Annotated in this window: 18 protein-coding genes; 6 read left to right on the forward strand and 12 right to left on the reverse strand. The window is 61.5% G+C overall.

Annotated elements, in window-relative coordinates; all coding sequences use genetic code 11:
- Window positions 1-39 precede the first annotated feature (39 nt).
- Window positions 40-543: an O-acetyl-ADP-ribose deacetylase gene (locus OHL13_RS13925; protein ID WP_263410731.1), complete on the reverse strand. Its 504-nt coding sequence runs from the start codon at window positions 541-543 to the stop codon at window positions 40-42.
- Window positions 544-587: 44 nt separating this feature from the next.
- Here OHL13_RS13925 and OHL13_RS13930 point away from each other — a divergent pair, with 44 nt between their 5' ends.
- Window positions 588-1,643, forward strand: coding sequence for a purine nucleoside permease (locus OHL13_RS13930; RefSeq protein WP_263410732.1), 1,056 nt, complete (start codon window positions 588-590; stop codon window positions 1,641-1,643).
- 9 nt (window positions 1,644-1,652) lie between these two features.
- Window positions 1,653-2,231 (forward strand): hypothetical protein, encoded by a 579-nt coding sequence (locus OHL13_RS13935; RefSeq protein ID WP_263410733.1) that lies wholly within the window; start codon window positions 1,653-1,655, stop codon window positions 2,229-2,231.
- Between the two features lie 155 nt (window positions 2,232-2,386).
- Here OHL13_RS13935 and OHL13_RS13940 read toward each other — a convergent pair whose 3' ends face one another.
- The 5 genes from OHL13_RS13940 to ruvX all read right to left on the reverse strand — a co-directional run bounded on the left by OHL13_RS13940 (window position 2,387) and on the right by ruvX (window position 5,511).
- Window positions 2,387-3,019, reverse strand: a complete 633-nt coding sequence (locus OHL13_RS13940; protein WP_263410734.1) for a CDP-alcohol phosphatidyltransferase family protein — start codon at window positions 3,017-3,019, stop codon at window positions 2,387-2,389.
- Window positions 3,020-3,064: 45 nt separating this feature from the next.
- Entirely contained in the window at window positions 3,065-3,628 is a 564-nt protein-coding gene (locus OHL13_RS13945) for a hypothetical protein (RefSeq protein ID WP_263410735.1), read from the reverse strand.
- Window positions 3,629-4,134: 506 nt separating this feature from the next.
- On the reverse strand, window positions 4,135-4,473 hold the full coding sequence (locus tag OHL13_RS13950) for a DUF2695 domain-containing protein (protein ID WP_263410736.1): 339 nt from the start codon (window positions 4,471-4,473) through the stop codon (window positions 4,135-4,137).
- Window positions 4,474-4,478: 5 nt separating this feature from the next.
- The gene (locus OHL13_RS13955; protein ID WP_263410737.1) at window positions 4,479-4,952 is read right to left on the reverse strand and encodes a GreA/GreB family elongation factor; all 474 of its coding nucleotides are present in this window, start codon (window positions 4,950-4,952) and stop codon (window positions 4,479-4,481) included.
- A gap of 100 nt (window positions 4,953-5,052) precedes the next feature.
- Entirely contained in the window at window positions 5,053-5,511 is a 459-nt protein-coding gene (gene ruvX, locus OHL13_RS13960) for a Holliday junction resolvase RuvX (protein ID WP_263410738.1), read from the reverse strand.
- A 168-nt stretch (window positions 5,512-5,679) separates the two neighbouring features.
- Between ruvX and OHL13_RS13965 the strand changes: the two genes are divergently transcribed.
- On the forward strand, window positions 5,680-5,940 hold the full coding sequence (locus tag OHL13_RS13965) for a hypothetical protein (protein ID WP_263410739.1): 261 nt from the start codon (window positions 5,680-5,682) through the stop codon (window positions 5,938-5,940).
- A 72-nt stretch (window positions 5,941-6,012) separates the two neighbouring features.
- Here the strand turns inward: OHL13_RS13965 and OHL13_RS13970 are convergent, their stop codons facing one another.
- Window positions 6,013-7,758: a M20/M25/M40 family metallo-hydrolase gene (locus OHL13_RS13970; protein ID WP_263410740.1), complete on the reverse strand. Its 1,746-nt coding sequence runs from the start codon at window positions 7,756-7,758 to the stop codon at window positions 6,013-6,015.
- A 574-nt stretch (window positions 7,759-8,332) separates the two neighbouring features.
- Window positions 8,333-11,119 (reverse strand): aconitate hydratase AcnA, encoded by a 2,787-nt coding sequence (acnA, locus tag OHL13_RS13975; RefSeq protein WP_263410741.1) that lies wholly within the window; start codon window positions 11,117-11,119, stop codon window positions 8,333-8,335.
- A gap of 495 nt (window positions 11,120-11,614) precedes the next feature.
- Here acnA and OHL13_RS13980 point away from each other — a divergent pair, with 495 nt between their 5' ends.
- Window positions 11,615-13,237, forward strand: coding sequence for an inorganic phosphate transporter (locus OHL13_RS13980; RefSeq protein WP_263410742.1), 1,623 nt, complete (start codon window positions 11,615-11,617; stop codon window positions 13,235-13,237).
- A 126-nt stretch (window positions 13,238-13,363) separates the two neighbouring features.
- Window positions 13,364-15,091 (forward strand): hypothetical protein, encoded by a 1,728-nt coding sequence (locus tag OHL13_RS13985; RefSeq protein ID WP_263410743.1) that lies wholly within the window; start codon window positions 13,364-13,366, stop codon window positions 15,089-15,091.
- Window positions 15,092-15,234: 143 nt separating this feature from the next.
- Here OHL13_RS13985 and OHL13_RS13990 read toward each other — a convergent pair whose 3' ends face one another.
- The 3 genes from OHL13_RS13990 to OHL13_RS14000 form a co-directional block, all read right to left on the reverse strand.
- On the reverse strand, window positions 15,235-15,798 hold the full coding sequence (locus tag OHL13_RS13990; RefSeq protein WP_263410744.1) for a nucleotidyltransferase family protein: 564 nt from the start codon (window positions 15,796-15,798) through the stop codon (window positions 15,235-15,237).
- The gene (locus OHL13_RS13995; RefSeq protein ID WP_263410745.1) at window positions 15,795-16,871 is read right to left on the reverse strand and encodes an XdhC family protein; all 1,077 of its coding nucleotides are present in this window, start codon (window positions 16,869-16,871) and stop codon (window positions 15,795-15,797) included. The genes OHL13_RS13990 and OHL13_RS13995 overlap by 4 nt, the downstream gene beginning before the upstream one ends.
- Window positions 16,872-17,128: 257 nt before the next feature.
- Window positions 17,129-17,917 carry an SDR family NAD(P)-dependent oxidoreductase gene (locus tag OHL13_RS14000; RefSeq protein ID WP_263410746.1) on the reverse strand — a complete coding sequence of 263 codons (789 nt, stop codon included), beginning with the start codon at window positions 17,915-17,917 and terminating at the stop codon, window positions 17,129-17,131.
- A 127-nt stretch (window positions 17,918-18,044) separates the two neighbouring features.
- Here OHL13_RS14000 and OHL13_RS14005 point away from each other — a divergent pair, with 127 nt between their 5' ends.
- Window positions 18,045-19,439, forward strand: a complete 1,395-nt coding sequence (locus OHL13_RS14005) for a TldD/PmbA family protein (protein ID WP_263410747.1) — start codon at window positions 18,045-18,047, stop codon at window positions 19,437-19,439.
- A gap of 518 nt (window positions 19,440-19,957) precedes the next feature.
- Here the strand turns inward: OHL13_RS14005 and OHL13_RS14010 are convergent.
- Window positions 19,958-21,832 carry a M61 family metallopeptidase gene (locus tag OHL13_RS14010; RefSeq protein WP_263410748.1) on the reverse strand — a complete coding sequence of 625 codons (1,875 nt, stop codon included), beginning with the start codon at window positions 21,830-21,832 and terminating at the stop codon, window positions 19,958-19,960.
- Window positions 21,833-21,886: the final 54 nt, after the last annotated feature.

Here is a 21,886-nt window from a genome sequence, read left to right on the forward strand (position 1 = left end):
TCGCTCCGGTCGAGATGACACAGAAAGACGGGAGACGAACTATAAGCCGAGCAGAGCGGAGTATGCCTGCTCGGCTTCGTCGTTGAAGACCACGAACAGAACGCGTTCAAGCTGTGCGGTGTATTCGTGCGCGCACACGGTGCGGACGGCAATCTCTGTCGCGAGCTTGACCGGGAAGCGGTAGATGCCGGTGGAGATGGCCGGGAAGGCGAGGGTCTGCACGCCATGGTCGCGTGCGAGATCGAGGCAGCGGCTGTAGCAGCTTGCCAGCAGAGCTTCTTCGTTCAGGCTGCCGCCGTTCCACACCGGACCCACCGTGTGGAAGACGAACTTTGCGGGCAGGCGGAAGCCGGGAGTGGCCTTGGCCTCTCCGGTCCTGCAGCCGTGGAGCTTGCGGCAGGCCTCCACCAGCTGCATGCCGGCGGCGCGATGGATGGCTCCGTCCACGCCTCCGCCACCGAGGAGCGACGAGTTGGCGGCGTTGACGATAGCGTCGACCGCCAGCCGGGTAATGTCTCCGCGATGGACTTCGAGCACTGCCATAGCTCTCTCAGATGCTATTCTCGCCCCATACAGGAGAAATTTTCATGCTGTCTCTTCGCCGCGCCGCCATTGGCCTGCTCTCGATCCTTGCCCCCCTTGCCTGCGCGCAGCAGGCGCAGAAGCCGTGGCCGGTGAAGGCCGTTATTGTCACGACCTTTGAGATCGGCAAGGATGAAGGCGACATTCCGGGGGAGTTCCAGCTGTGGGTGGAACGCGAGCACCTGACGGAGACCCTCGAGTTCCCCGGCGGCATCCATCCCATCCGCTCGAACAAGGACCACACGGTGCTGGGCATCGTCAGCGGGACGACGCTGGTGAATGCCAGCACCTCGCTGATGGCGCTGGGGCTTGATCCGCGCTTTGACCTGACGCAGGCGTATTGGCTGGTGAACGGCATTGCGGGCGTGGACCCCAGCGATGCGGGCATCGGATCGGCGGCGTGGGCCAACTACGTGATCAACGATATCTCCCGCTACATTGACCCGCGCGAGATGCCGAAAGACTGGTCGACGGGTTATTTCGCGATTGGCGCGCATGAGCCCAACAAACTGCCGCCGGCCGGTGGCGTGATCAACGACCGCGTGAACGCCTATGCGCTGAACCCAGGTCTGACCGCCTGGGCATACAAGCTGACCAAGGATACCGAGCTGCTGGATGACCCCAAGGTCGCCGAGTTCCGCAAGAGCTTCACCGGTTATCCCAATGCGCAGAAGCCGCCGTTTGTGCTGATCGGAGACAGTTTCGCGTCAGACAGCTACTGGCACGGCAAGCTGATGACTGACTTCGCCAATGACTGGGTGAAGCTGTTCACCGACGGGCAGGGCAACTTCGTGATGACGGAGATGGAAGACTCCGCCTTTGCCGAGGCCCTGAAGCGGCTGGAGCATATGAAGAAGGCCAACTTCAACCGGCTAATGGTGCTGCGCACGGGGTCAAACTTCTCCATGCCGCGGCCCGGGTATACGGCTATCCAGAGCGTGAACTCGCCGTACATTGGCACGCGGCCCGCCGTGGAGAACGCATGGCGTGTGGGCAGCAAGGCGCTGCATGAGATCACCAACAACTGGGACAAGTATGGCCCGCACGTTCCCGGCGAATAAGCTAGAAGTGTGAGTCTTACGCTTTCGTTTCCTGCTGATTGGAAGGCCCAGGTGTTGACCGGGCCTCCGCTGATAGCTCCTGCACGGCAGTTCACCTATCCTCGCGCGGTTGCGGGCGAAGAAGAGGCGCTGGCGCGTGGTGCGATGTATGCCACGGTAAAGCCCGCCACGGGGGGCGAGTTTCTGGCCACCTGCGCGCGGGGCTTTGCTGATGCTTCCCTGCCGAACGGTATCTGGAGCTGCCCCCGCCCGCAGGAGATCTGCCTGGTCTCCGGCGGTTATGCGTGCGTGGTGGATACGGCTGCCCCGGAGCAGGCGCTGCTGGTTCCGCAGCGCCCGGTCACAGAAGTACTGGTGTCGGTCGAGGCCGGGCTGCTGCTGTTCGCGGGCTTCCACACGGTGGTGGCTTACGGAGCCGGCGGCGTGGCATGGCAGACGAAGAAGCTGACATGGGAAGGCATGACCGGCCTGCGTGTGGAAGGCGCCACGCTGCACGGCGTGGGATGGGACATGATGGCCGACAAGGAGGTCCCCTTCGTGGTGGACCTGAAGACGGGAGAACACATCGGGGGCGGGTTTAAGGGCTAGGGCGGCTCCCGTCACGGCATGGCTTTATGCCGTGCCAATGGCGTGCAGAAAGACAAAGGGCTTTAGCCCCTGAGAGTGATCTACCTCAGCGGCTAAAGCCGGTTCTTTTTGTGGGTCTGTGCGGCATGGCTAAAGCCATGCCCTGACGATGGGCTTTACCTGGCCGGTTGAAGCTTGCGCCGTTCGGTTTCCAGATACGTGTAGCGGATGCGGTGGATCACCGTGATGGTGGACAGCACGGCCAGCACCCACAGAGCAGGAGCCATGGTTCCCCAGTGGTTGAACAGCGCGCCCAGGATGATGAGCACGATGCGCTCCGGGCGCTCCATGAAGCCGACCTTGCAGCTGCCGATCAGCGCCTCGGCGCGTGCGCGGGTGTAGCTGACCATGAGGCTGGTGGTCATGACGAACGCCGCCAGGAAGACGTAGAAGAACCGGTTGCCGCGCGCGTAGAAGACCAGAAGGCCGAAGAACAGAGCGACATCAGAGTAGCGGTCGATGACGGAATCGAAGAAGGCTCCGAAGACCGAGACCTGGTTGGTCTGGCGCGCGACGCGGCCATCCACCATGTCAAACAATCCGGCGCCAATGATGACCAGCCCGGCGTAGAGGAACATACGGTCAGCATTCGCGGCCCGTGCGTAGCCAAAGAAGAAGGCTGCCACGATGTTGATGATCAGGCCGATGAAGGTGAGCGTGTTCGGGGAGATGCGGGAGAGCGCCAGACCGTTGACGATCTTCTGCAGCAACCAGCCGCAGGCGCTTCCAAATGCACTTGTCCAGGTCATTATGTACCGTTTACTAGTCTAAATGCCCGGAGCGGAGAGGCCAAATCAATGCTGGATGGCATTCATGGTGGAAGGAGCTGCGGACCGGGTGAAGGTGTAGGCGTGACGGAACTTGTAGTCTTCTCCGGCCAGCTTCACTTCGCGCGTCATCTCCAGCAGATTGCGGGTGATCCGCAGGGTGGTGCGAACCTCGGCGGGCTTGTTGTTGTCGGTTCCCGTACCGCTGAGCACCAGCGTGCCGCGTCCGTTTTTCAGCTTCTCCAGGCCGGTGATGGCGGAAGGGTCGGGCTTCCCGGTCTCGCTCTGCGAGATGTAGAGCGCTTTCGCGGGGTCGATGGTGACCAACGAGGACTCAACGACCGTCTTGGTTGGGCCGTCATCGTAGATGTAGGAGAAGCGCAGACCGTTCCCCTCGGGATGGATGCGCAGCCAGGTGGGCAGCTTCACGCGGCCATCCGACTGGTAGTCACGGTATTCCAGAACGCCTGTCCACTCGCCGGTGAGAGCGGTGTAGATCTCCTGCTGCTGGCTGGCGGTGGTGGGGGGTTGGGCGGTTGCCAGGTACACGTTGCCAGTTGCTAGAACGAGGGCGAGGAGGAGCGTCTTCATGATGGAAGGGAGTACGCCGGGGACGGATGTTCGGTTCCGTTGGAGATGGGTAACGTTTCTTATAGGGCGCACTTTCAGTGCTTTTTCTCTGTCTTTGGCTTGTGACCTGGGGCGTTGCCCCAGGCTGGTATGGATGGGGCCTTTGGCCCGCCGGTTTTCCCGGGCATCCGCATCCCACCCATCCGCTGCGCGTATGGAGGGGGCACCCAGAGTGGTGGCTCACCGCCCACCCTAGCGTTGCGAGGGTGGGGCACCCGGGTTAGGGGAAAGGGGGGCAGGATGCAAGGGGTTAGGGATTAGGGGCAAGAGAAAAGCAGATCCCTTCGCTGCGCTGCGGGATGACAAACAAGAAAGGCAGTGGCTGTCGAACCCACCCTAGCGTTGCGAGGGTGGGGCACCCGGCAGATGCGGGGTTCCCACCCATCCGCTGCGCGTATGGATGGGGCACCCGGAGTCTTCATGATGAAAGGAAGTGCGCGATGCCCAGAACGTAGGTTCCCCGTTAATCAGGAAGATTTGATCTGTAATTTTGCGTGTTCTGCCATCCAGTAGGCCTTGCGCACTTCACTCTCCGGAGCCGCGTTCAAAACGGCTTCGCAGTCGCAAAACCCACCCTTTGAACGAAGGACAGACAGCACATCCTCTTGCGCATCTTTATCGTGCCCTAAATTGGTAAGCAGACGCAGCGATACGGAGAAATCGTGGATACAACGCGATTCCTCCATCTTTCCGGTCGGATAAATCTCTGTCTCCAACTGCGAGAAGAAATTCTGGCGTTCCAATACGGCCATGACATCAGGAGCAATGTCTTCGACAAATTGATCGAAGTCAAAGTCCTTTGCCATCTCAGTTACTCCGCCGAATCGTGAATGGTGGTGAGCTTCAGCACTTCCAGCTCGCGCTTGCCGCCGGGGGTTACCACGGTGGCGATGTCGCCGACTTCCTTGCCGACCAGCGAACGACCGATGGGCGAGGTGGTGGAGATCAGTCCCAGGGTCACGTCGGACTCTTCGCTGGTGACCAGCTTGTAGGTAATCTCTTCATCCTTGCTGGAATCAAACACCACAACGGTAGAACCGAAGCCGACCTTGTTGTGCGGAATGTTGGCCAGGTTGACCATCGACAGCTCGGCCATGCGCTTCTTCAGCTGGCCCAGGTGGGCGTTGACGAATTCCTGGCGCTGCTTGGCGGAATGGTACTCCGCGTTTTCACTCAGATCGCCCAGGGCGACGGCACGCTTGATCTCTGCCGGCAGCTCGGTGGTCAGCTCATACTCCAGCGCCTTGATCTGTTCTTCGAGTCTCTTTTTGATGTGCTCAGGCATCTTCGCTTCAGGCCTTTGAAATGAAATACAGCGCATCCACTCGCGCTGTTGGAACCACGCGAGGGCAGCGCCCACATGCGGCATTCGTTCGGAACACTGATTATACGACGGGTGGGCGAAGCCGGGCCTCGAGGTACGACCTCTCAGCCAGGTAGCTCTCCAGCAGAACGATGGCCGCCACCTGGTCCAGCACCAGCTTGCGATTGCCGGTTCCGTAGCCGGACTGGTTCAGCCGCTGGTGAGCCTCCTGCGTGGTCAGGCGTTCGTCAAAATAAACCACCTGCATGCCACTGGCAGCCGCTACGGCGTCACCGAACGCGCGCGCGGCCAGCGCCTGTTTGCCTTCCGTGCCATCCATATTGCGGGGCAGGCCGGCCACCAGTTCCGCCACCTGGTGCTTACGCAGCAGGCGGGCGATGTTCTTCGCGTCCTCTTTCAGCTTGGTGCGGCGCAGGGTGAACAGGGGTTCGACGGCGTCACCCACGCCGGTGGTCATCGCCAAGCCGACGAAGGTATCCCCGATGTCCATGGCCAGAATGCGGTGGGTGGGTACGTCCATTCCGTCCACTGTAGCCCTTCCGGCAAGGAAAAATCTGCCGCGGGTTGCATCCTTTTTTCTTCGCTGCGGCTGGAACGACGCGAAAAACCTATTGAATTCAATGAGTTATATTTGGCCCGCGAGATGCAGCAGATATTAAAAACCAGGCGAAGGAGATTCCCGCGCAACATGATCCTCCATCCTGCGACGGCTACCTGTCCAAACTGCGGCCAAGGCCGCTTCCACCGCCGCGCCAGCGCGAATGCGTGGCAACGTTATATGTGTCAGATCTTCCGGCTCTTTCCGTGGGAGTGCGACAAGTGTGCCCGTTCGGTCTACAGTCGTGACCGCGGCGATGTCCGCTACAACCCCAAGGTGGATGGCCTGAGCCGCGCCGCTGTGCATGACCGCGTGATCCGCAGCGAACGCTCCGACTCCTGGGCCGCCTGACCCAACACCTGCTCTGGCACGATGCCCGGATGCCGCTTTGACGGCATGCCGGGCATTTGCCATTTCAGACCCCTACTTTGACTTCGGCTTGATCGGCGTGGTCGTGGTGTGGGCGTAGTTCAGCACGGTGGCAACGACATACTTCTCCGCCGTGGCCATACCGGGCATCTTGCCCTTGCCCTCAATCACAAAGTATTCGTTCGCCGCATGAGCGCGCCCGCCGGCGGAGAAGCTGCCGAAGGTCATTCCCATGGGGATGGAAACACTGCCCACCTTCTCGCCTACCTCGCCATCCGTAAACAGGTACGAGGGCCAGTACCCTCCAGCGACGGGGCGGTCCGTGATCATGGGAGCATCCGGTGAGACAAAGCCGATCTTGTCTCCGGCAGGCTTTTTCTCTTCCTTGTTGGGATCGGTGCCCATGAACATGCTCATGGTGTCCATGGCATTCATGCCCAGCATCGCCATGGTCTGGTTATGAGCAGAGCTGATGTCGTTCTTCGGGTCAGAGCCGCGCGACCATGGCACGTCGCCAATGAGTTTCACTTCGACGTCCTTATAGCCGTTGGCATCCAGTTGCGAGCGCAGTTTCTTCACCAGGTCCAGGCCGTTCATCTTCGGGACGTAACGAATATTGTGCTTGGAGGTGATCTTGTTAGGCAGGATGGCTCCGGCGCCGCCGGCGTACATGTTACCGCCCCAGATGCCATCCAGGTTGAAGCTGGTGCCGTATTGCAGGTCCTGGAGCATCTTTGCGGGATCGTCCGCCATAAAGCGGGCCAGGCCGATGGCCTTCGCCGCGTCCGCAAGATTCATCTTTGCGCCGGCCATCTTCAGACGCGCCAGCTGCTCCGGCGTAGGCTTTTCCATGTTGTCGAAGAAGCCCTTGATCTTCGGCGTGTTGCCATCCTCCGAGATGAGTTTGGAGAGCATGGTGATATGCCGCCACGCGGGCGAGTCGGCCGCGCGCTTCCAGATGCCATGAACATCCGAGACGGTGGGGCCACGGCCCCACTTCGTGCCGCTGGTCGTGAGCTCCACATAGACGCAGCCTTCCGACGGTCCACCGGCGTAAAGAGCGTCGGCTTCCTTGAAGAGGTCGGAGTGCTGCTTCATGAACTGGCGAAGGCCAATGGACATGCGCTCTTCATCGCCCTCGGCAACGAAGATGATGTTGACCGGGAGCTTTCCTCCCATTGTCTCCTTGAGCGACATGAGCGCATTGAGAGTAACCATCTGGCTGCCCTTGGTGTTGACTGCGCCGCGGGCCACCATTACCTTGGCGGCCGCTGGTACTCCGGCCACCTCACCGGGCACGATACGTCCTTCAAACGGCGGAGCCACCCAGAGGTCAGGCTGTGTGACCGGCATGGTGTCGTACATCCAGTAGAAGACCAGTGTCTTGGGTGCGTTGAAGTTGCAGTTGGCGTAGACCACGGGATTGCCCGGCGTGCCGTACTCCGTAATGCCCACGTCGTAGACGCGGGTCTGCTGGCAGCCGAACTTGTCAAAGAAGCCCTTCACCATCTCGGCAGACTCGGGAATGCCTTCACCGGAGTTGGAGATGGAGGGCTGCTTGATCCAGTTCTGCAGGTTCACCACATGCTCGTCGATGTGGGCATCAATGTAGTCGAAAGCCTTCTTCGCTTCTGGAGCGAGCTTCGATTCATCCCACTTGATGGTCTCGTCGCCGTGGGGACGGATGCCGAGCTTTGGCGCGGAACTGCTTGCGATGGGCACCCCGGAAGGCTTGCTGTTACAGCCCGCAGCAAGGACGAGAAGACAGACGGAGACAGCGGCAAAAGCGGACCTGCGCATGAACAACACCTCTGGGTAAGGAAGTGGACTGCGGGACTGCGTACGGCTGGGTTGTCAGTTGGCGTTCTTTCAGAAGATGAAAGGAACTTCAACGTAGCGTGATTCGCGGCGGAAAGTCAATGCTGCGGGGCGGGGAAGAAATTCCCCGCCGGGAATGATTTTCCCGACGCCGGATACGTTGGGGAGTCGCTCAGAATCGCGGAACTCCTTGTATTGATTCGATTTGCCGCGGCGTCACTTTGGCATGGCAGTTGCTTTTGCCAAGACAACACGATTGCAGGAGTGGAAGAGCTACATGCATCAACAACCCCAGGAAATAACCTGCTCCCGGTGTGCCGGCCCATGTGTTCGCATGACGGCTTCAGATTCCCGGTTGCTCATGAAAGCCATGGCCCGGATGCGGCTGAGCCGTTGGGAATGCGTCGATTGTCATCTGCAGTCCTATCACTATGAGTCCGGCTATTGCGACCAGGCTGCCGAAAGCCCCAACGGCTCCCAGGCAGCGTAAAAAAGAGTTTGAACGTAGAAAGGCCCGGAGTATTCGCTCCGGGCCTTTTGTATTTGTGCGTGATGGTTATGCCTTGCCGGCGAGCTGGCGCAGAACGTACTGCAGGATGCCGCCGTGCTGGTAGTAGAGGATCTCCTGCGGGGTGTCGATACGCACCTGCACGTTGAAGCTCTTCGTTTCGCCGACGGTGTTCTCGGTGGTGACGGTCAGCAGCTTGCCGCCGGCGAACTTCGAGTCCAGCATCTCCTTCAGTTCGCCCGGCTTGGTGCCCAGGTGGAAGATCTCCTCGCCCTTGAGGTTGAGCGAATCGACGCAGTCGCCCGGAAGGAACTGCAGGGGCAGGATGCCCATGCCCACCAGGTTGCTGCGGTGGATACGCTCGTAGCTCTCCGCGATGACGAAGCGGACACCCAGAAGGCGCGTGCCTTTGGCAGCCCAGTCGCGCGAGGAGCCGGAACCGTACTCCTTGCCTGCGAGGATGGCCAGCGGCACGCCGCGCTCGGCGTAGGTGATGGAGGCGTCGTAGATGGACATCTGCTCGCCCTCGGGCAGAAGGCGCGTTACGCCACCTTCGGTGCCAGGAGCAAGGCGGTTCTTCAGACGAACATTGGCGAAGGTACCGCGCACCATGACTTCGTGGTTGCCGCGGCGCGAACCGTAGCTATTAAAGTCGGCGGGCTTCACACCATGCTCGGTCAGGTACTTGCCGGCAGGCGAGTTCAGCTTGATGGAGCCGGCGGGCGAGATGTGATCGGTGGTGATGGAGTCACCCAGCACCGCCAGCACGCGGGCCGCGGTGATGTCCGTGACAGGAGCCGGGGTGGCCGGCATGTTGTCAAAGTACGGAGCCTGGCGGATGTAGGTGGAATCAGCTTCCCATCCGTAGGTATCGCCCAGCGGGAACTTCAGGTTCTGCCAGTTGATATCGCCGTCGGCAACGGTGGAGTACTCCTTGTGGAACATGCTGCTGTCGATGGAGCTGGCGACTGTCTGGGCCACCTCTTCCTGCGACGGCCAGATGTCGCGCAGGTAAACCGGCATGCCGTCCTTGCCCTTGCCCAGCGGCTCGCTGTCGAAGTCGAAGTCAATGCGGCCAGCCAGGGCATAAGCCACAACCAGCGGCGGCGACATCAGGTAGTTGGCACGCACGTCGGAGTTGATACGGCCTTCAAAGTTACGGTTGCCGGAGAGCACCGAAACCGCCACCAGACCGTGGTCTTCAATCGCCTTCGAGACATCAGTGGGCAGAGCGCCCGAGTTGCCGATGCAGGTGGTGCAGCCGTAGCCGACGGTGTTGAAGCGCAGCTTGTTCAGGTACTCGGTCAGGCCGGCCTTGTCGTAGTAGTCCGTAACGACACGCGAACCCGGTGCGAGCGAGGTCTTAACCCACGGCGGAGTGCTGAGACCCTTCTCGACCGCTTTTTTGGCGAGAAGCCCGGCGGCCAGCATGACGTTGGGGTTGGAGGTGTTGGTGCAGCTGGTGATGGCTGCAATGACGATCGATCCGTGGTGCAGGTACTGATCCACGTCTACGCCAAGACGGTCCTTGATGCTGGCAATCGGCTCGTCCTTGGTGGCAACCACGCCGTTTGCTTCGCCGTGGCCACCCTCACCCTGCCAGCGTGCGACCTGGCGGTCAGAGGACTTGTCACCGTTGGGGCCGAAGAGCGACGGGAGCTGCGACTTGAAGCTCTCGGCGGTCTTGGAGAGCAGGACACGGTCCTGAGGACGCTTGGGACCGGCAACGCTGGGCTCTACCTTGCTGAGGTCCAGTTCCAGGGTGGAGGTGTAGGTGGCCTCCTTCGCGTCGGCGGTGTGGAACATGCCCTGGGCCTTGTAATAGGCCTCGACCAGGGCGATCTGCTCTTCGCTGCGGCCGGTCAGACGCAGGTAGTTCAGTGTCTCGTGGTCCACGGGGAAGATACCGCAGGTCGCGCCGTATTCCGGCGCCATGTTGGCGATGGTGGCACGGTCGGCCAGCGGCAGGGCGCTGATGCCCGAGCCAAAGAACTCGACGAACTTGCCGACAACGCCATGCTTGCGCAGCATCTCGGTGACGGTCAGAACGAGGTCGGTGGCGGTGGTTCCCTGCTTCAGCTTGCCCGTCAGTTTGAAGCCGACCACCTGCGGAACCAGCATGGAGACAGCCTGGCCCAGCATGGCGGCCTCGGCCTCAATGCCGCCAACGCCCCAGCCCAGAACACCCAGACCGTTGACCATGGTGGTGTGCGAGTCGGTGCCAACCAGCGTGTCAGGGTAGGCGACGTTCTCGTCCGTGGTGAAGACGACGCGAGCCAGGTACTCCAGGTTGACCTGGTGGCAGATGCCCATGCCGGGAGGCACGGCGGAGAAGTTACGGAAGCCGGTCTGTCCCCACTTCAGGAAGGCGTAGCGCTCGCGGTTGCGCTGGAACTCGAGCAGCGAGTTCAGGTCATAGGCGTTGGCGGTGCCGTACTCGTCCACCTGCACGGAGTGGTCAATAACCAGCTCGGCGGGGACCAGCGGGTTGATCTTCTGGGCATCGCCGCCGATGGCCTTCATGGCATCGCGCATGGCGGCCAGGTCGACAATGGCGGGAACGCCGGTGAAGTCCTGCATGAGGACGCGGGCGGGCATGTAGGCGATCTCGCGGCTGGGCTCGGCGGCGGAGTCCCAGTTGACCAGGAATTCGATGTCGTCCTTGGTGACGGTGACCCCGTCTTCGCGGCGCAGCAGGTTCTCGAGCAGGATCTTCAGCGAGAACGGCAGACGGGAGAGCTGGACGGTGTGCAGAGCGTCAAGACGGTAATAGGTATAGTCCTTGCCACCAGAGGCGAGGGTGGCTTTTGCGCCGAAGCTATTCAGGGTGCTCATAATCTTAGGATCCTCAAGGTGCGCCGCGAACGGGCGCGGTTTTCCGCAGAACGCGCGATGGAAGGGGCGTCCTGCAGGCGGTATGAAGCTTAGCAGAGGTTGGCAGAGAAAGGATTACAGGAGGTTGCGGCCGCGATCATGCTTGCCGCGGCGAAAGCGCTTCAAGATGGAAGGCCTGCGCATGGCTGCTATTGTAGCCAGCCGGAATGACGATGCGCCAGATGGTTGTTGTTCCAGCCCATGCCGGGGCGTTACGACCAGAGGTTTACCAATATGTATGTCCGGAAAACGATTCGTGGCAGCCTCTGCGCCATCAGGCGACCCAGATTTCCAAACGGAGGACCGGATAAAACCCGAAAACCGCAATTTCACCCGGAATGGTGCAAACGGTGTTTTTAACATTGCTGTAACACTCCCGTCGCCTTCGGGGAGCATCCGATTGGTACTATCCATTGGGGTGCCTTGCCCATAGGCGAGCGCACCGGAGCGTGTTGTGTGACGGTAGCCGTCAAAGAAAGCGTTGGTCAGTCAGCCGCATTACAGGCAAAGCTGAAACGCAGTCCAGGCAAACGTAGTTTTGGCGTCTTTGGCGCCGTGATTCTGGCGGGTATCGTATACGCCGGAGTGCATATCAGCCGCGACCTGAGCCGGGTTCCGAATCTCACAGGCTGGCCTTATATCCTTCTTGGACTCGCCCTTCTGATTGCCCTGGGCTTTGAGTTCGTGAATGGATTCCATGACACGGCCAACGCTGTCGCCACGGTTATCTATACCCACTCGCTTGATCCGCATACCGCCGTCATCTGGTCCGGTATCTGGAACCTGATTGGTGTTCTGGCCTCTTCGGGAGGCGTCGCCTTCGCGGTTCTCTCGTTGCTTCCCATTGAAATTGTGCTGAAAGCCGGTTCCGGCGCCGGATTTGCCGCCGTCTTTGCCCTGCTGTTGGCTGCCATTGCCTGGAACCTGGGCACCTGGGCGCTTGGCCTGCCCGCCTCCAGTTCGCACACCCTGATCGGATCGATGCTTGGCGTGGGCATCGCCCACCAGCTGATGAATGGCGCCAACGGCGCCAGCGGCGTGGACTGGGGCCAGGTAGGCAACGTCTTCCGTGCCCTGTTTATCTCGCCGGTGGTCGGCTTCTCCTTTGCCGCGCTGATGCTGATCATCCTGAAGCAGGTGGTGAAGGACCAGGAGCTGTATCGCGCTCCGGAGGGCAATGAGCCTCCTCCGTTCTGGATCCGCGTGCTGCTGATTCTGACCTGCACCGGCGTCAGCTTCGGCCACGGATCGAACGACGGCCAGAAGGGCATGGGCCTGATCATGCTGATCCTGATCGGCACCGTGCCGACGGCGTATGCCCTGAACCACGCCCTGGGCTTCTCGCAGACGCAGGATTTTGTGGCGGTCAGCGAGTCGGCCTCGCGTGTGTTTGAGAGCTATGCGCCGGGCGGTATTGAGGTGAACGACGCCCGTACCGTGCTGGCCAGCTATATCCGCACCAAGGAACTGGCGCCGAATGTGATTCCCGCCGCCCGCCGCCTGTCGGAAGAGATTACGCACGAGGTTGCTCCGCTGCACCAGTTGTCGGATGTTCCCGATGACCAGCAGCGCAATGTACGCAATGACATGTACATCGAGAGCGAAACTCTGCGCCTGCTGGCCAAGTCGAACGAAGAAAAGGGAGTTCCGCCCTTTTCCCCGGTTGATAAAGAGACCCTGAAAAACTACGAGAACCACCTTGACCACGCCACCAAGTTCATTCCCACCTGGGTGAAGGTGGCCGTGGCCCTGGCGCTCGGCATGGGAACCATGGTGGGCTGGAAGCGCATCGTCATCACCGTGGGCGAACGCATCGGCAAGGAGCACCTGACGTATGCGCAGGGTGCCTCGGCGGAGATTGTTGCGGCCTGCACCATCATTGCGGCCGACCAGTTCCACCTGCCGGTGAGTACGACGCACGTGCTGAGTTCCGGCGTGGCCGGAACCATGCTGGCCAATGGCAGCGGCCTGCGGATGCAGACGATCCGTAACATCCTGCTGGCGTGGGTCTTTACGCTGCCGGCGGCAGCGTTTATCGCGGGCGGCATCTACTATGCCCTGCGCCTTGTTGTGAAATAACTTTCGTACAACCCCAATCCCAACAAAAAGATGCGGCAACGCTTCGGCGTTGCCGCGTGTCTATTGGTAGGTAGGTTGAAAGCCGGGCGACGGAAAGACCCGGCGTGGACGAACGAGGTGAACGCGATGGGCCGGAACGGAATCTCTCTCAGAATCAGCATATTAGCGGTAACTCTGGCATTTCCGCTGGTTGGCTGCCACAGCAGTGCGCAGGCGGCGCTGCAGGAACCGGGCTCGGCAAATCCTGCCGACGCCAACCTGGCGCAGGTACCGCTGCAGGGCAACAGCCAACAGAATGAGGCCTACACCCAGGCCCAGAGCTACCAGAACGGCCAACCCACAGCGCAGACCAACCAGCCGGTCCGGGCACAGAGTGTCCAGACGGCGCAGAACTATCCTGCGCAGCAGCCGGCGTATCAGGACCCGAACGCGCAGTACCAGGACCAGAACACACAGGGCGATCCTAACGGCCAGTACGCGGACGACGACACTTATTACAACCAGGGAGCAGATGCGCTGGACGAGACGGTGGCCGACGCTCCTCCGCCGGAACTGCCTACGTATGATCAACCCGTCGCTCCCGGGCCGGATTACATCTGGACCCCCGGCTACTGGTACTACGCTCCGACGGGCTATTACTGGGTTCCCGGTGCATGGGTCTATCCGCCCTATATGGGTGCGCTTTGGACGCCTGGCTACTGGGGCTGGTATGGCAACCGGTATCGCTTCCATCGCGGCTACTGGGGACCGCATGTCGGCTTCTATGGCGGCATTAACTATGGCTTTGGCTACATTGGCTTTGGCTATCAGGGCGGCTACTGGAACAACAACCACTTCTACTACAACCGCATGGTGAACCGTGTTCCTCCGCATGTGACGTACGTCTACCAGCGCAACATCACCGTGGTGAACAACACGTATATCAACAACACGCGGGTGGCTTATTACGGCGGCCGCGGAGGCATCAACCGCGCCCCGGCTCCGCAGGAACGCTATGCCTACCGCGAGCAGCATGTGCGTCCGATGACGCAGCAGCTGAACCTGCGGCAGGAAGCGCAGCAGAACCGCAATAATTTCTTTGCGGCTAACCGGGGACGTCCGCAGGAGGCAGCGGTAAGCCGTCCTCTGCAGGCCGACCACGGCTTCCAGCGCCCGGCCCAGAATGCCGTGAACCCGCAGTGGCAGCAGCGACAGCAGCAGATGCAGCAGCAGCGTTCGCAGCAACCGCAGAACCAGCAGCGTGTGACGCCGGTGCCTTTGAATACCAACCCGCAGATAAACCGTGGCGGATTCAACAACGGCTTCAACCAGAACGGGCGCATCGTGCCCCCAGGACAGCAGCAGCAACCGCAGAACATGAATCGCGGCGGGTTTGATCAGCAACGCCAGCAACAGGAGCAGCAGCGCAACCAGCAGATGCAGCAGCAGAACCAGCAACGCATGCAGGACCAGCAGCATGCGCAACAGCAGCGCCAGCAGGAACAGCAGCAGCAGTTGCAGCAACGGCAGCAGCAGGCCCAACAGGCGCAGCAACAGCGTCAACAGGCCGAGCAGCAACACCAGCAGCAGATGCAACAGCAACGGCAGGCGGATGCGCAGAACCAGCAGCGCGTTCAGCAGGAACAGCAGCGCCAACAGCAGATGATGCAGCAACGGCAGCAGGCGCAGCAGCAACAAACGCAACAGCGCCAGGCGGAACAACAGCAGCGGATGCAGCAACAACAGCAGCAACGTCAACAGCAGATGCAGCAGCGCCAGCAGCAGCAACAACAGCGTCAGCAGGCTCCGCGACCTCAGGGTGGTGAACGTCCTGAGGCTCCGCACGGTGGCGGCGAGCATGGCCACGGACGGTAACAGTCACAATCGCAGCACACAGGGAGGAGGCTTCGGCCTCCTCCTTAGCTTTTGCTTTGGGGCCATCGGCTGGACACGGTCGCGCACAAGCGCGATACCCACCCTTCGCAAAGAACGCGAGAAATGGGGGGAAGCTTTGCCGGTCAGGTTTGCGAGAGGCGAGCCAGGTCTGCAGGTGTGTCGATGTCGAGCTCCCCTTCAGGAAGGTCGATGACGGTAACAGACTCACCGCGCAGAAGATCGCGCGCGCCGGCATCGCCGCGCAGGTGCATCAGATCTCCAAACATGGAACGTGGAAAGACAGCAGGAATACCGCGGCGGCCGGCGTATCCGCTGGCGACGATTCCTTCTTCCTGCTGCAGGAGCGCCTGCAGGTGCCCAGCGGTGACCGAAGGCTGGTCACAGGCCATGACCAGAAGCCGCTCTGCCCTGCCCATCACCAGGTCATGCAGCCCGGCTCGAATGGAGGAGGCCATGCCTTCCTGCCAGGCAGGGTTGTGAACCACATGGATACCGTCAAAGCTGACGACGGCTTCGATTTTGCCCGCATGCGCGCCCAGCACGGCGATCACCGGTTCGCAGCCTGCCTTGCAGGCCAGGCGAAGCGCCCGTTCCAGGAGAGTTTCCCCCTGAAGAGGCACCAGCTGCTTGGGCTGGCCCAGCCGCGTGGAGGCTCCCGCCGCAAGCACCAGCGCCGCGGTCTTCATGACAGCGCATCCAGGGCACATACGACGCCTTCGTAGCGAATCTCCGGCCCCTCGGCGAGGATGGTTTGCACACTGTCCGCAGTCAGCTGGCGTGACCCCGCGGGCCGCCCGTTCACCACGGCCTGCGCCTCCGACAGAATGGCAAGAGCGACCGCCTCCGGGCCATCGCCGCCCAGGTCCAGACCGACCGGCGCGTGAACCCGCTCACAGGCGGTTTCCAAGGGCAGACCGGCCATGGCAGCGCTCTGCTGGATCAGCAGGCTGGAGCGATGCCGTGCGCCCAGCAGTCCCAGGTAGCGGGGAGCGACGGGCAGCAGCTCGGCCATCCAGCTGCGGTCCTGTTCATAGCTGTGGGTCATCAGGACGACAGCATCGTCCGGCCTGATCTTCAGGCTCTCGAGTGAGTCGGCAACGCCCACGGCCTCTGCCCCGGGAAAGCGGTCATACTTCGCAAGCTGCGGGCGGCCGTCGGCAACGATGATGCTCCAGCCAAGTTCGCCCGCCATGCGGACCAGCGGCTTGGCGTCGTCGCCCGCGCCAAGAACAATGAGCCGCTGCGGGGTAACAAGTGTCTCTTCAAAACAGCGCTCGGGGTCGTCGCAATCCTGAAAGCCTTCGTCAGCGAATAGCTCTTCGCCATCTGCCGTGCGGACCAGCCGCTTCAGACCCTTTTCGCCGGGTCGTGGAAGCCACGTGGTGACCTGGCACGGGTAGCCGTGCAGGGATGCCGCCATGGCGCCCAGCAGAGCGCGGCACGCCTGCGAGTCAGCGGGTTCCAGCAGCAGGTCCACCACACCGCCACAACCAAGGCCGTAGGGAATCTCTTCGGTGTCGTCAAAGGCGGTGGAGAAACGCTCCATCACAGCGCCGTCGCGCACCTTCCACAAGGCTTTGCGCAGCACCTCCGCCTCCAGGCAACCACCACTGATGGTCCCGGCGGTGCGGCCATCGGGCAGCAGCAGCAGACGTGCTCCGGGCCTGCGGTAGCTGGAGCCTTCCACGCGCACCAGCGTGACCAGAACGCCACCGGTGGCGTGTCCTGCCAGCGCGACAATGTCTCTGCGCTCTTTCATACGTAGTGAGATGCTACTCCGCAACAGGCGTTAGCGAAATGTGGGTGCGGGTAAAGAAAGTTGGCGGATTTGGCTAGAGATATCGACAAATTGAGAAGGTATGAAAGGCTGTCCTTCCGACTGGAGCAGGAGGCCTGATGGCGTCCAGATGCAGGTCTCTCCGCTCCGCGCGTTGTGCTCCGGTCGAGACGACAAAGCTTCTTTGACAAAAGGTAGAAAGACTCGCTCAATCGAATATGCGACACCCCGGCCTTGTTCTAGATCCACCCGCCGTCGATGACGTGGCATTGGCTGGTGATCGCGGTGCTGTCGTCCGCGGCAAGAAACAATACCAGCCGGGCCACCTCTTCGGGCTGGATCATGCGCTGGATGGCCTGCGCGGCCAGGACGTGCTGCTTGTACTCCGGCGTAAGCCACAGCCGCTGCTGCTTCTCGGTAAGAATGGCTCCGGGCATGACACAGTTCACACGGATGTTGTACTGACCCGCGAGATGCGCCAGCGTCTTGGTAAGCCCGACGATGGCCGCCTTGGCCGTGGTGTAGACCGGCAGATCCGTCGACGGAATGGCCCACGAGATGGAGCCCATGTTGATGATGGAGCCGTGCTGCTGCCGCTGCATCCCCGGCAGAACCGCCTGCGCCAGGAAGAACTGGTGCTTCAGGTTGACCGCCATCAACTGGTCCCAGCGCTCAGGCGTGATCTCCTCCACCGTGTGGCGCACGTCATTGGCGGCGTTGTTCACCAGCACGTCCAGAGGGCCCCATTGCTCTTCGACAGCGCGGACGGCCTGTTGCGCTGCTGCGGTATCGGTCAGGTCGCAGGGCAGGAAGAGCGCGGTGTGTCCTGCTGCCGTGAGCCGGGCCGCGAGGGATTCGCCCTGCTGCCGTGCCAGATCAAGGAAAGCGATGCGCGCCCCCTGCTGTGCGAAGGCTTCCACGATGGCCGCGCCAATGCCGCTGGCTCCGCCGGTGACCAGCACAACGCGGCTGCGCAGGCTTGGGTAGGTTGCAAACTGGGTCATCTCCATCGTGAAGAAGTCTCGCATATGCAGAACGTTCTTTGCCCATTCGAGCGTTGCAAGACGGTGGCGCTGCCGCGCCCTACCCATTCTTCGCCCATGGCGAAGAATGGGGCAACAGACACGTCCCAGCCGAACAGATATCCTCAAAGCAATGAGTATCCCGACCGCAGATGCAATCTTGCCGCAGACCGACCTGAACCTTCTTGCCCAGCAGGTGGTGGAGCGCGCCCTGAAGGCGGGCGCCACGGACGCCGAGGCCGTCGTTTACGAGGGCGATGAGTTCTCCACGCGCGTTCGCCTGGGACAGGTGGAGACGCTGCAGGAGTCAGGCTCGCGCGCCATTGGATTGCGTGTCTTTATCGGCCAGCGCACGGCCAATACTTCGTCTTCGGACCTCTCAGAAGCATCGATTGAGCGGCTGGTGAGCGGAGCCGTCTCGCTGGCGAAGATTACCAGCGAAGACCCCTTTGCCGGTCTGCCGGAGAAGGACGAGTTTGGGCAGTTGCAGGGCGACCTGGGGCTGTACTTTGACGATGTCTACTCCCTGCCGGTGGAGGAGCGGATTGAGATTGCCCGCCGCTGCGAAGCCGCCGCGATGGCCTTCGATACGCGTATCCAGAACTCGTCGGGAGCGGACTTTGATGCGGCAACCTCGCGCAAGATGATGGTGAACTCACGCGGCTTCCGCGGCGAATATCGCCGCAGCTACTGCGGCTTCTCGGTCTCCCCCATTGCACAGGAAGCGACCGGGGGCATGCAGCGGGACTCGTGGTACTCGTCGGCGCGGCGGATTGGCGACCTGGAATCGCCGGAAGAGATTGGCCAGCAGGCCGCACGGCGCGCCCTGCGCCGGCTGGGAGCGCGCCGCGTACCGACGCAGAAGGCCCAGGTGGTCTTCTCGCCGGAGATTGCGCGCAGCCTGATGGGCAACATCTTTGACGCCGCGAACGGCGACGCGATCTATCGCCATGCCACTTTCTTCGCCGGCCAGTTGGGCGAGCAGGTGGCAGGTGAGAACGTCACGATTGTGGACGATGGCACGCTCGTGTTTGATGGCGTGGGCGGCTTTGGCACATCGCCGTTTGATGGCGAAGGGTTGCCGACGCGGCGCACGGTGATCGTCGAAAACGGCATCTTCAGGAACTACCCCCTGAACAGCTATACCGGGCGCAAACTGGGCATGAAGTCCACCGGCAACGCCTCACGCGGTCTGGCGGGAACGCCGGGCATCGGCGCGGGCAACTTCTTCCTGCAGCCGGGCAGCATGACGCCGGAAGAACTGATTGGCGAGGTGAAGAGCGGCCTGTACGTGACCGAGACGATGGGCTTCGGCGTGAACCTGGTGACGGGCGACTACTCCCAGGGCGCAAGCGGCCTGTGGATTGAGAACGGCGAGCTGGCATATCCGGTGGAAGAGATTACCATCGCCGGCAATTTGAAGGAGATGTACAGGAACATCTCCGCGATTGGGAATGACCTGCGCTTCCGCAGCGCCAGCGCCAGCCCGACGATCCGCATTGAGGGGATGACGATTGCTGGAGCGTAGAAGGAAACTCCTTCGCTTTCACCCCAGTCAGCGAGCTGGCCGGGGATCCCGATGCGCTCCGGAATGACAAAGCACGAAAAGCAATCCTCTGCGGTGGTTAAATCTCGCAGAGGATTTATGTTTTCAACGGCAGGAACCATGTCATCATCACGCATATCTTTTATGCGTAACCGAATCCTTCTGTTCCTTCTGCTGGCGTTTTTGTCCATTGGTTCCATCGCTCATGCGGGCATGACCCGTCATCGTCATCGTTCCAACACGCGGGCGCATCGGAGTGCTCGCGTGAAGACGCGGAAGCACCGCAGGGTAGCTGCGCGGCACCGGGTACGGCGTTCGCGGAGAACGTATCCGCGCTATGGACAGTACTAGGGACTAAGCGTGCAACGAAGAAGGGCTTTCGGCCCTGAGCCTGTTGCAGGGACCCAGGGCTAAAGCCCTTTTGTTTCGGCTTCAGATTCAGTGGCCTGAAGGCCACTGCTTAATCCGTTTGAGAGCTGAAGCTCTCAAACCAACGCCTGCTACTTCACCTTGCTTCCAAGCCAGGCTTCGCGGAAGGCTTTCTGTTCCTCTGTTGGGGTGGGGACGGAAACGATCTCCAGCCGCTGGTCGGGCGCGAGGGTTGCGGTGGCGTGGATCTCCTCACCGCGGCGCTTGAAGACCAGCTCGACCTGGTCGCCTGCCTTCTTGCCGGCAACCACTTTCACGACGTCTTCTTGTGCAGTGATGGGTGTTCCCGCAATGGAGATCAGCTCATCGTCCAGGTCCAGGCCCGCGTTGTAGGCGGGCGAACCGACGATGGTGGGAGTATCGACGACCGCGGCGTTCCCTTTCTTATCGACGCGGACACCAAGCACAGCCTGCCCCTGAACCGGCCGTAGAACGTACCCGGCGCGCAACAGTAGAGGAGCGTAGTCGATGCGGTCGGTACCATCCATGTAGCGTGTGACGAAGTCATCGGCCCATGCCTTGTCGCCGCTTACCAGTGCGAGCTGCGTCTTCACATCGGCAAGAGTGTAGGGGTGGCCAACGAGTCCCGGAGCCGAGCCGCCGGGCTTGCCGTAGGCCTTCCACATGGCGCGCATAAAGTCATCGAGTGAGACCTTGCCGTTGGTCTTTGAGCGCAGCGAGAGGTCGAGGCCGGTGGCAATGGCCGCTCCGAAGGTGTAGTAGGAGACGAAAGTGTTGGCGTTGTAGACGGGCTGTGCGCGGCTGGCTCCGTCGGCGAAGGGCGCGAAGCGGCTCATGTCCGTGGCGGAGCGGTACTTCGTTCCGGGCGAATTCTGCACGGCACTGATCGCACCGGCCATCTGGGCAAGCGCCTGTTCGCGTTCGATGATGCCGCCGCGTGCCTGCGCCAGCGGGCCGTAGTACTGGGTGAAGCCCTCGGCCAGGAACATGCCGAAGCTCATATTGACGTCGGCGAAGTTGAAGGGCTCAAGGCCCTGCGGGCGGATGCGCTCGACGTTCCAGTTGTGGAAGTACTCATGCGCCACGGTGCCGGTGAGGCGGCGGTTGCCGAAGGCCGAGGCCTGCGTGATGACGGTGGAGTTTCGATGCTCCATGCCGTCGCCGTTGTCCCAGGGCAGGTAGTCGCAGAGGAAGGTGTAGTAGCCGGGCTCGTAGTCGGGCAGTTCGCCGTAGATGGCCTGCTGCTCGCGCACGATGGTCTCGACGTCCCTGGTGAAGGCGTCCATCTGTGCGTCGGTGCCGTGCGTGTGCACGACGACGCGGATGGTCTGTGTCTTGCCACCAGGAGTGAGCGGAGCGACGGTGAAGGTGCGCAGCATGTAATCGCTGAGTTCAGCCGGGCTGTCCATCAGGTACTGCAGGTTGGGCGCGGTGAAGGTGGTGGGATCGCTGGTGGGGTAGAGCTGAGTGGCTATCTTCCACTTTGAGTCCGTTGGAAGAACGAAGGTGATCTTTGTGGGCTTCTCTTCGAGGCCATGCGCCCACAGGACGGTGGCCGGCCAGTTCAGGTGCGCGTGCGTGGTATCGACGGCCATAAAGGTGCCGTCCACTCGGTCTCCGAAGAGGTGGTAGGTGATGTGCACGGTGCCCTTGTGGCCGGTGATCTGCCACGTACGCGGGTCGGGACGTGTGGCTTTCAGCGGCTGGTTGTCGGCGCCGGTGATCTGTTCGTCGAAGAGATTTTCGGCGTACTCAAAGGCAGCGTAGCGGCCGGGCGAGGAGCGGCTCATCTGCACACGCAGCGGCTGGCTGGCCGGGATACCGCGGAAGGTGGCCTCCACCTGGAGGACGTGGTGAACGCGGTCCTGGAAGGAAATGCGGTACTCCGTGGACTGCGCCTGTGCCGCAGCAGCGAGCAGGGCGAACGAGGTGAATGTGAGCGCGGACTTGAGTGGATTCACAGCTACGAAGATACCCGCCGGCATTTGAGTTTTCCACTGAAGAAGTTGGTTGACGGGGAAAGAAAACGGGCCTAATCT

It is taken from the genome of Terriglobus tenax (genome assembly GCF_025685395.1).
Classification (GTDB): domain Bacteria; phylum Acidobacteriota; class Terriglobia; order Terriglobales; family Acidobacteriaceae; genus Terriglobus; species Terriglobus tenax.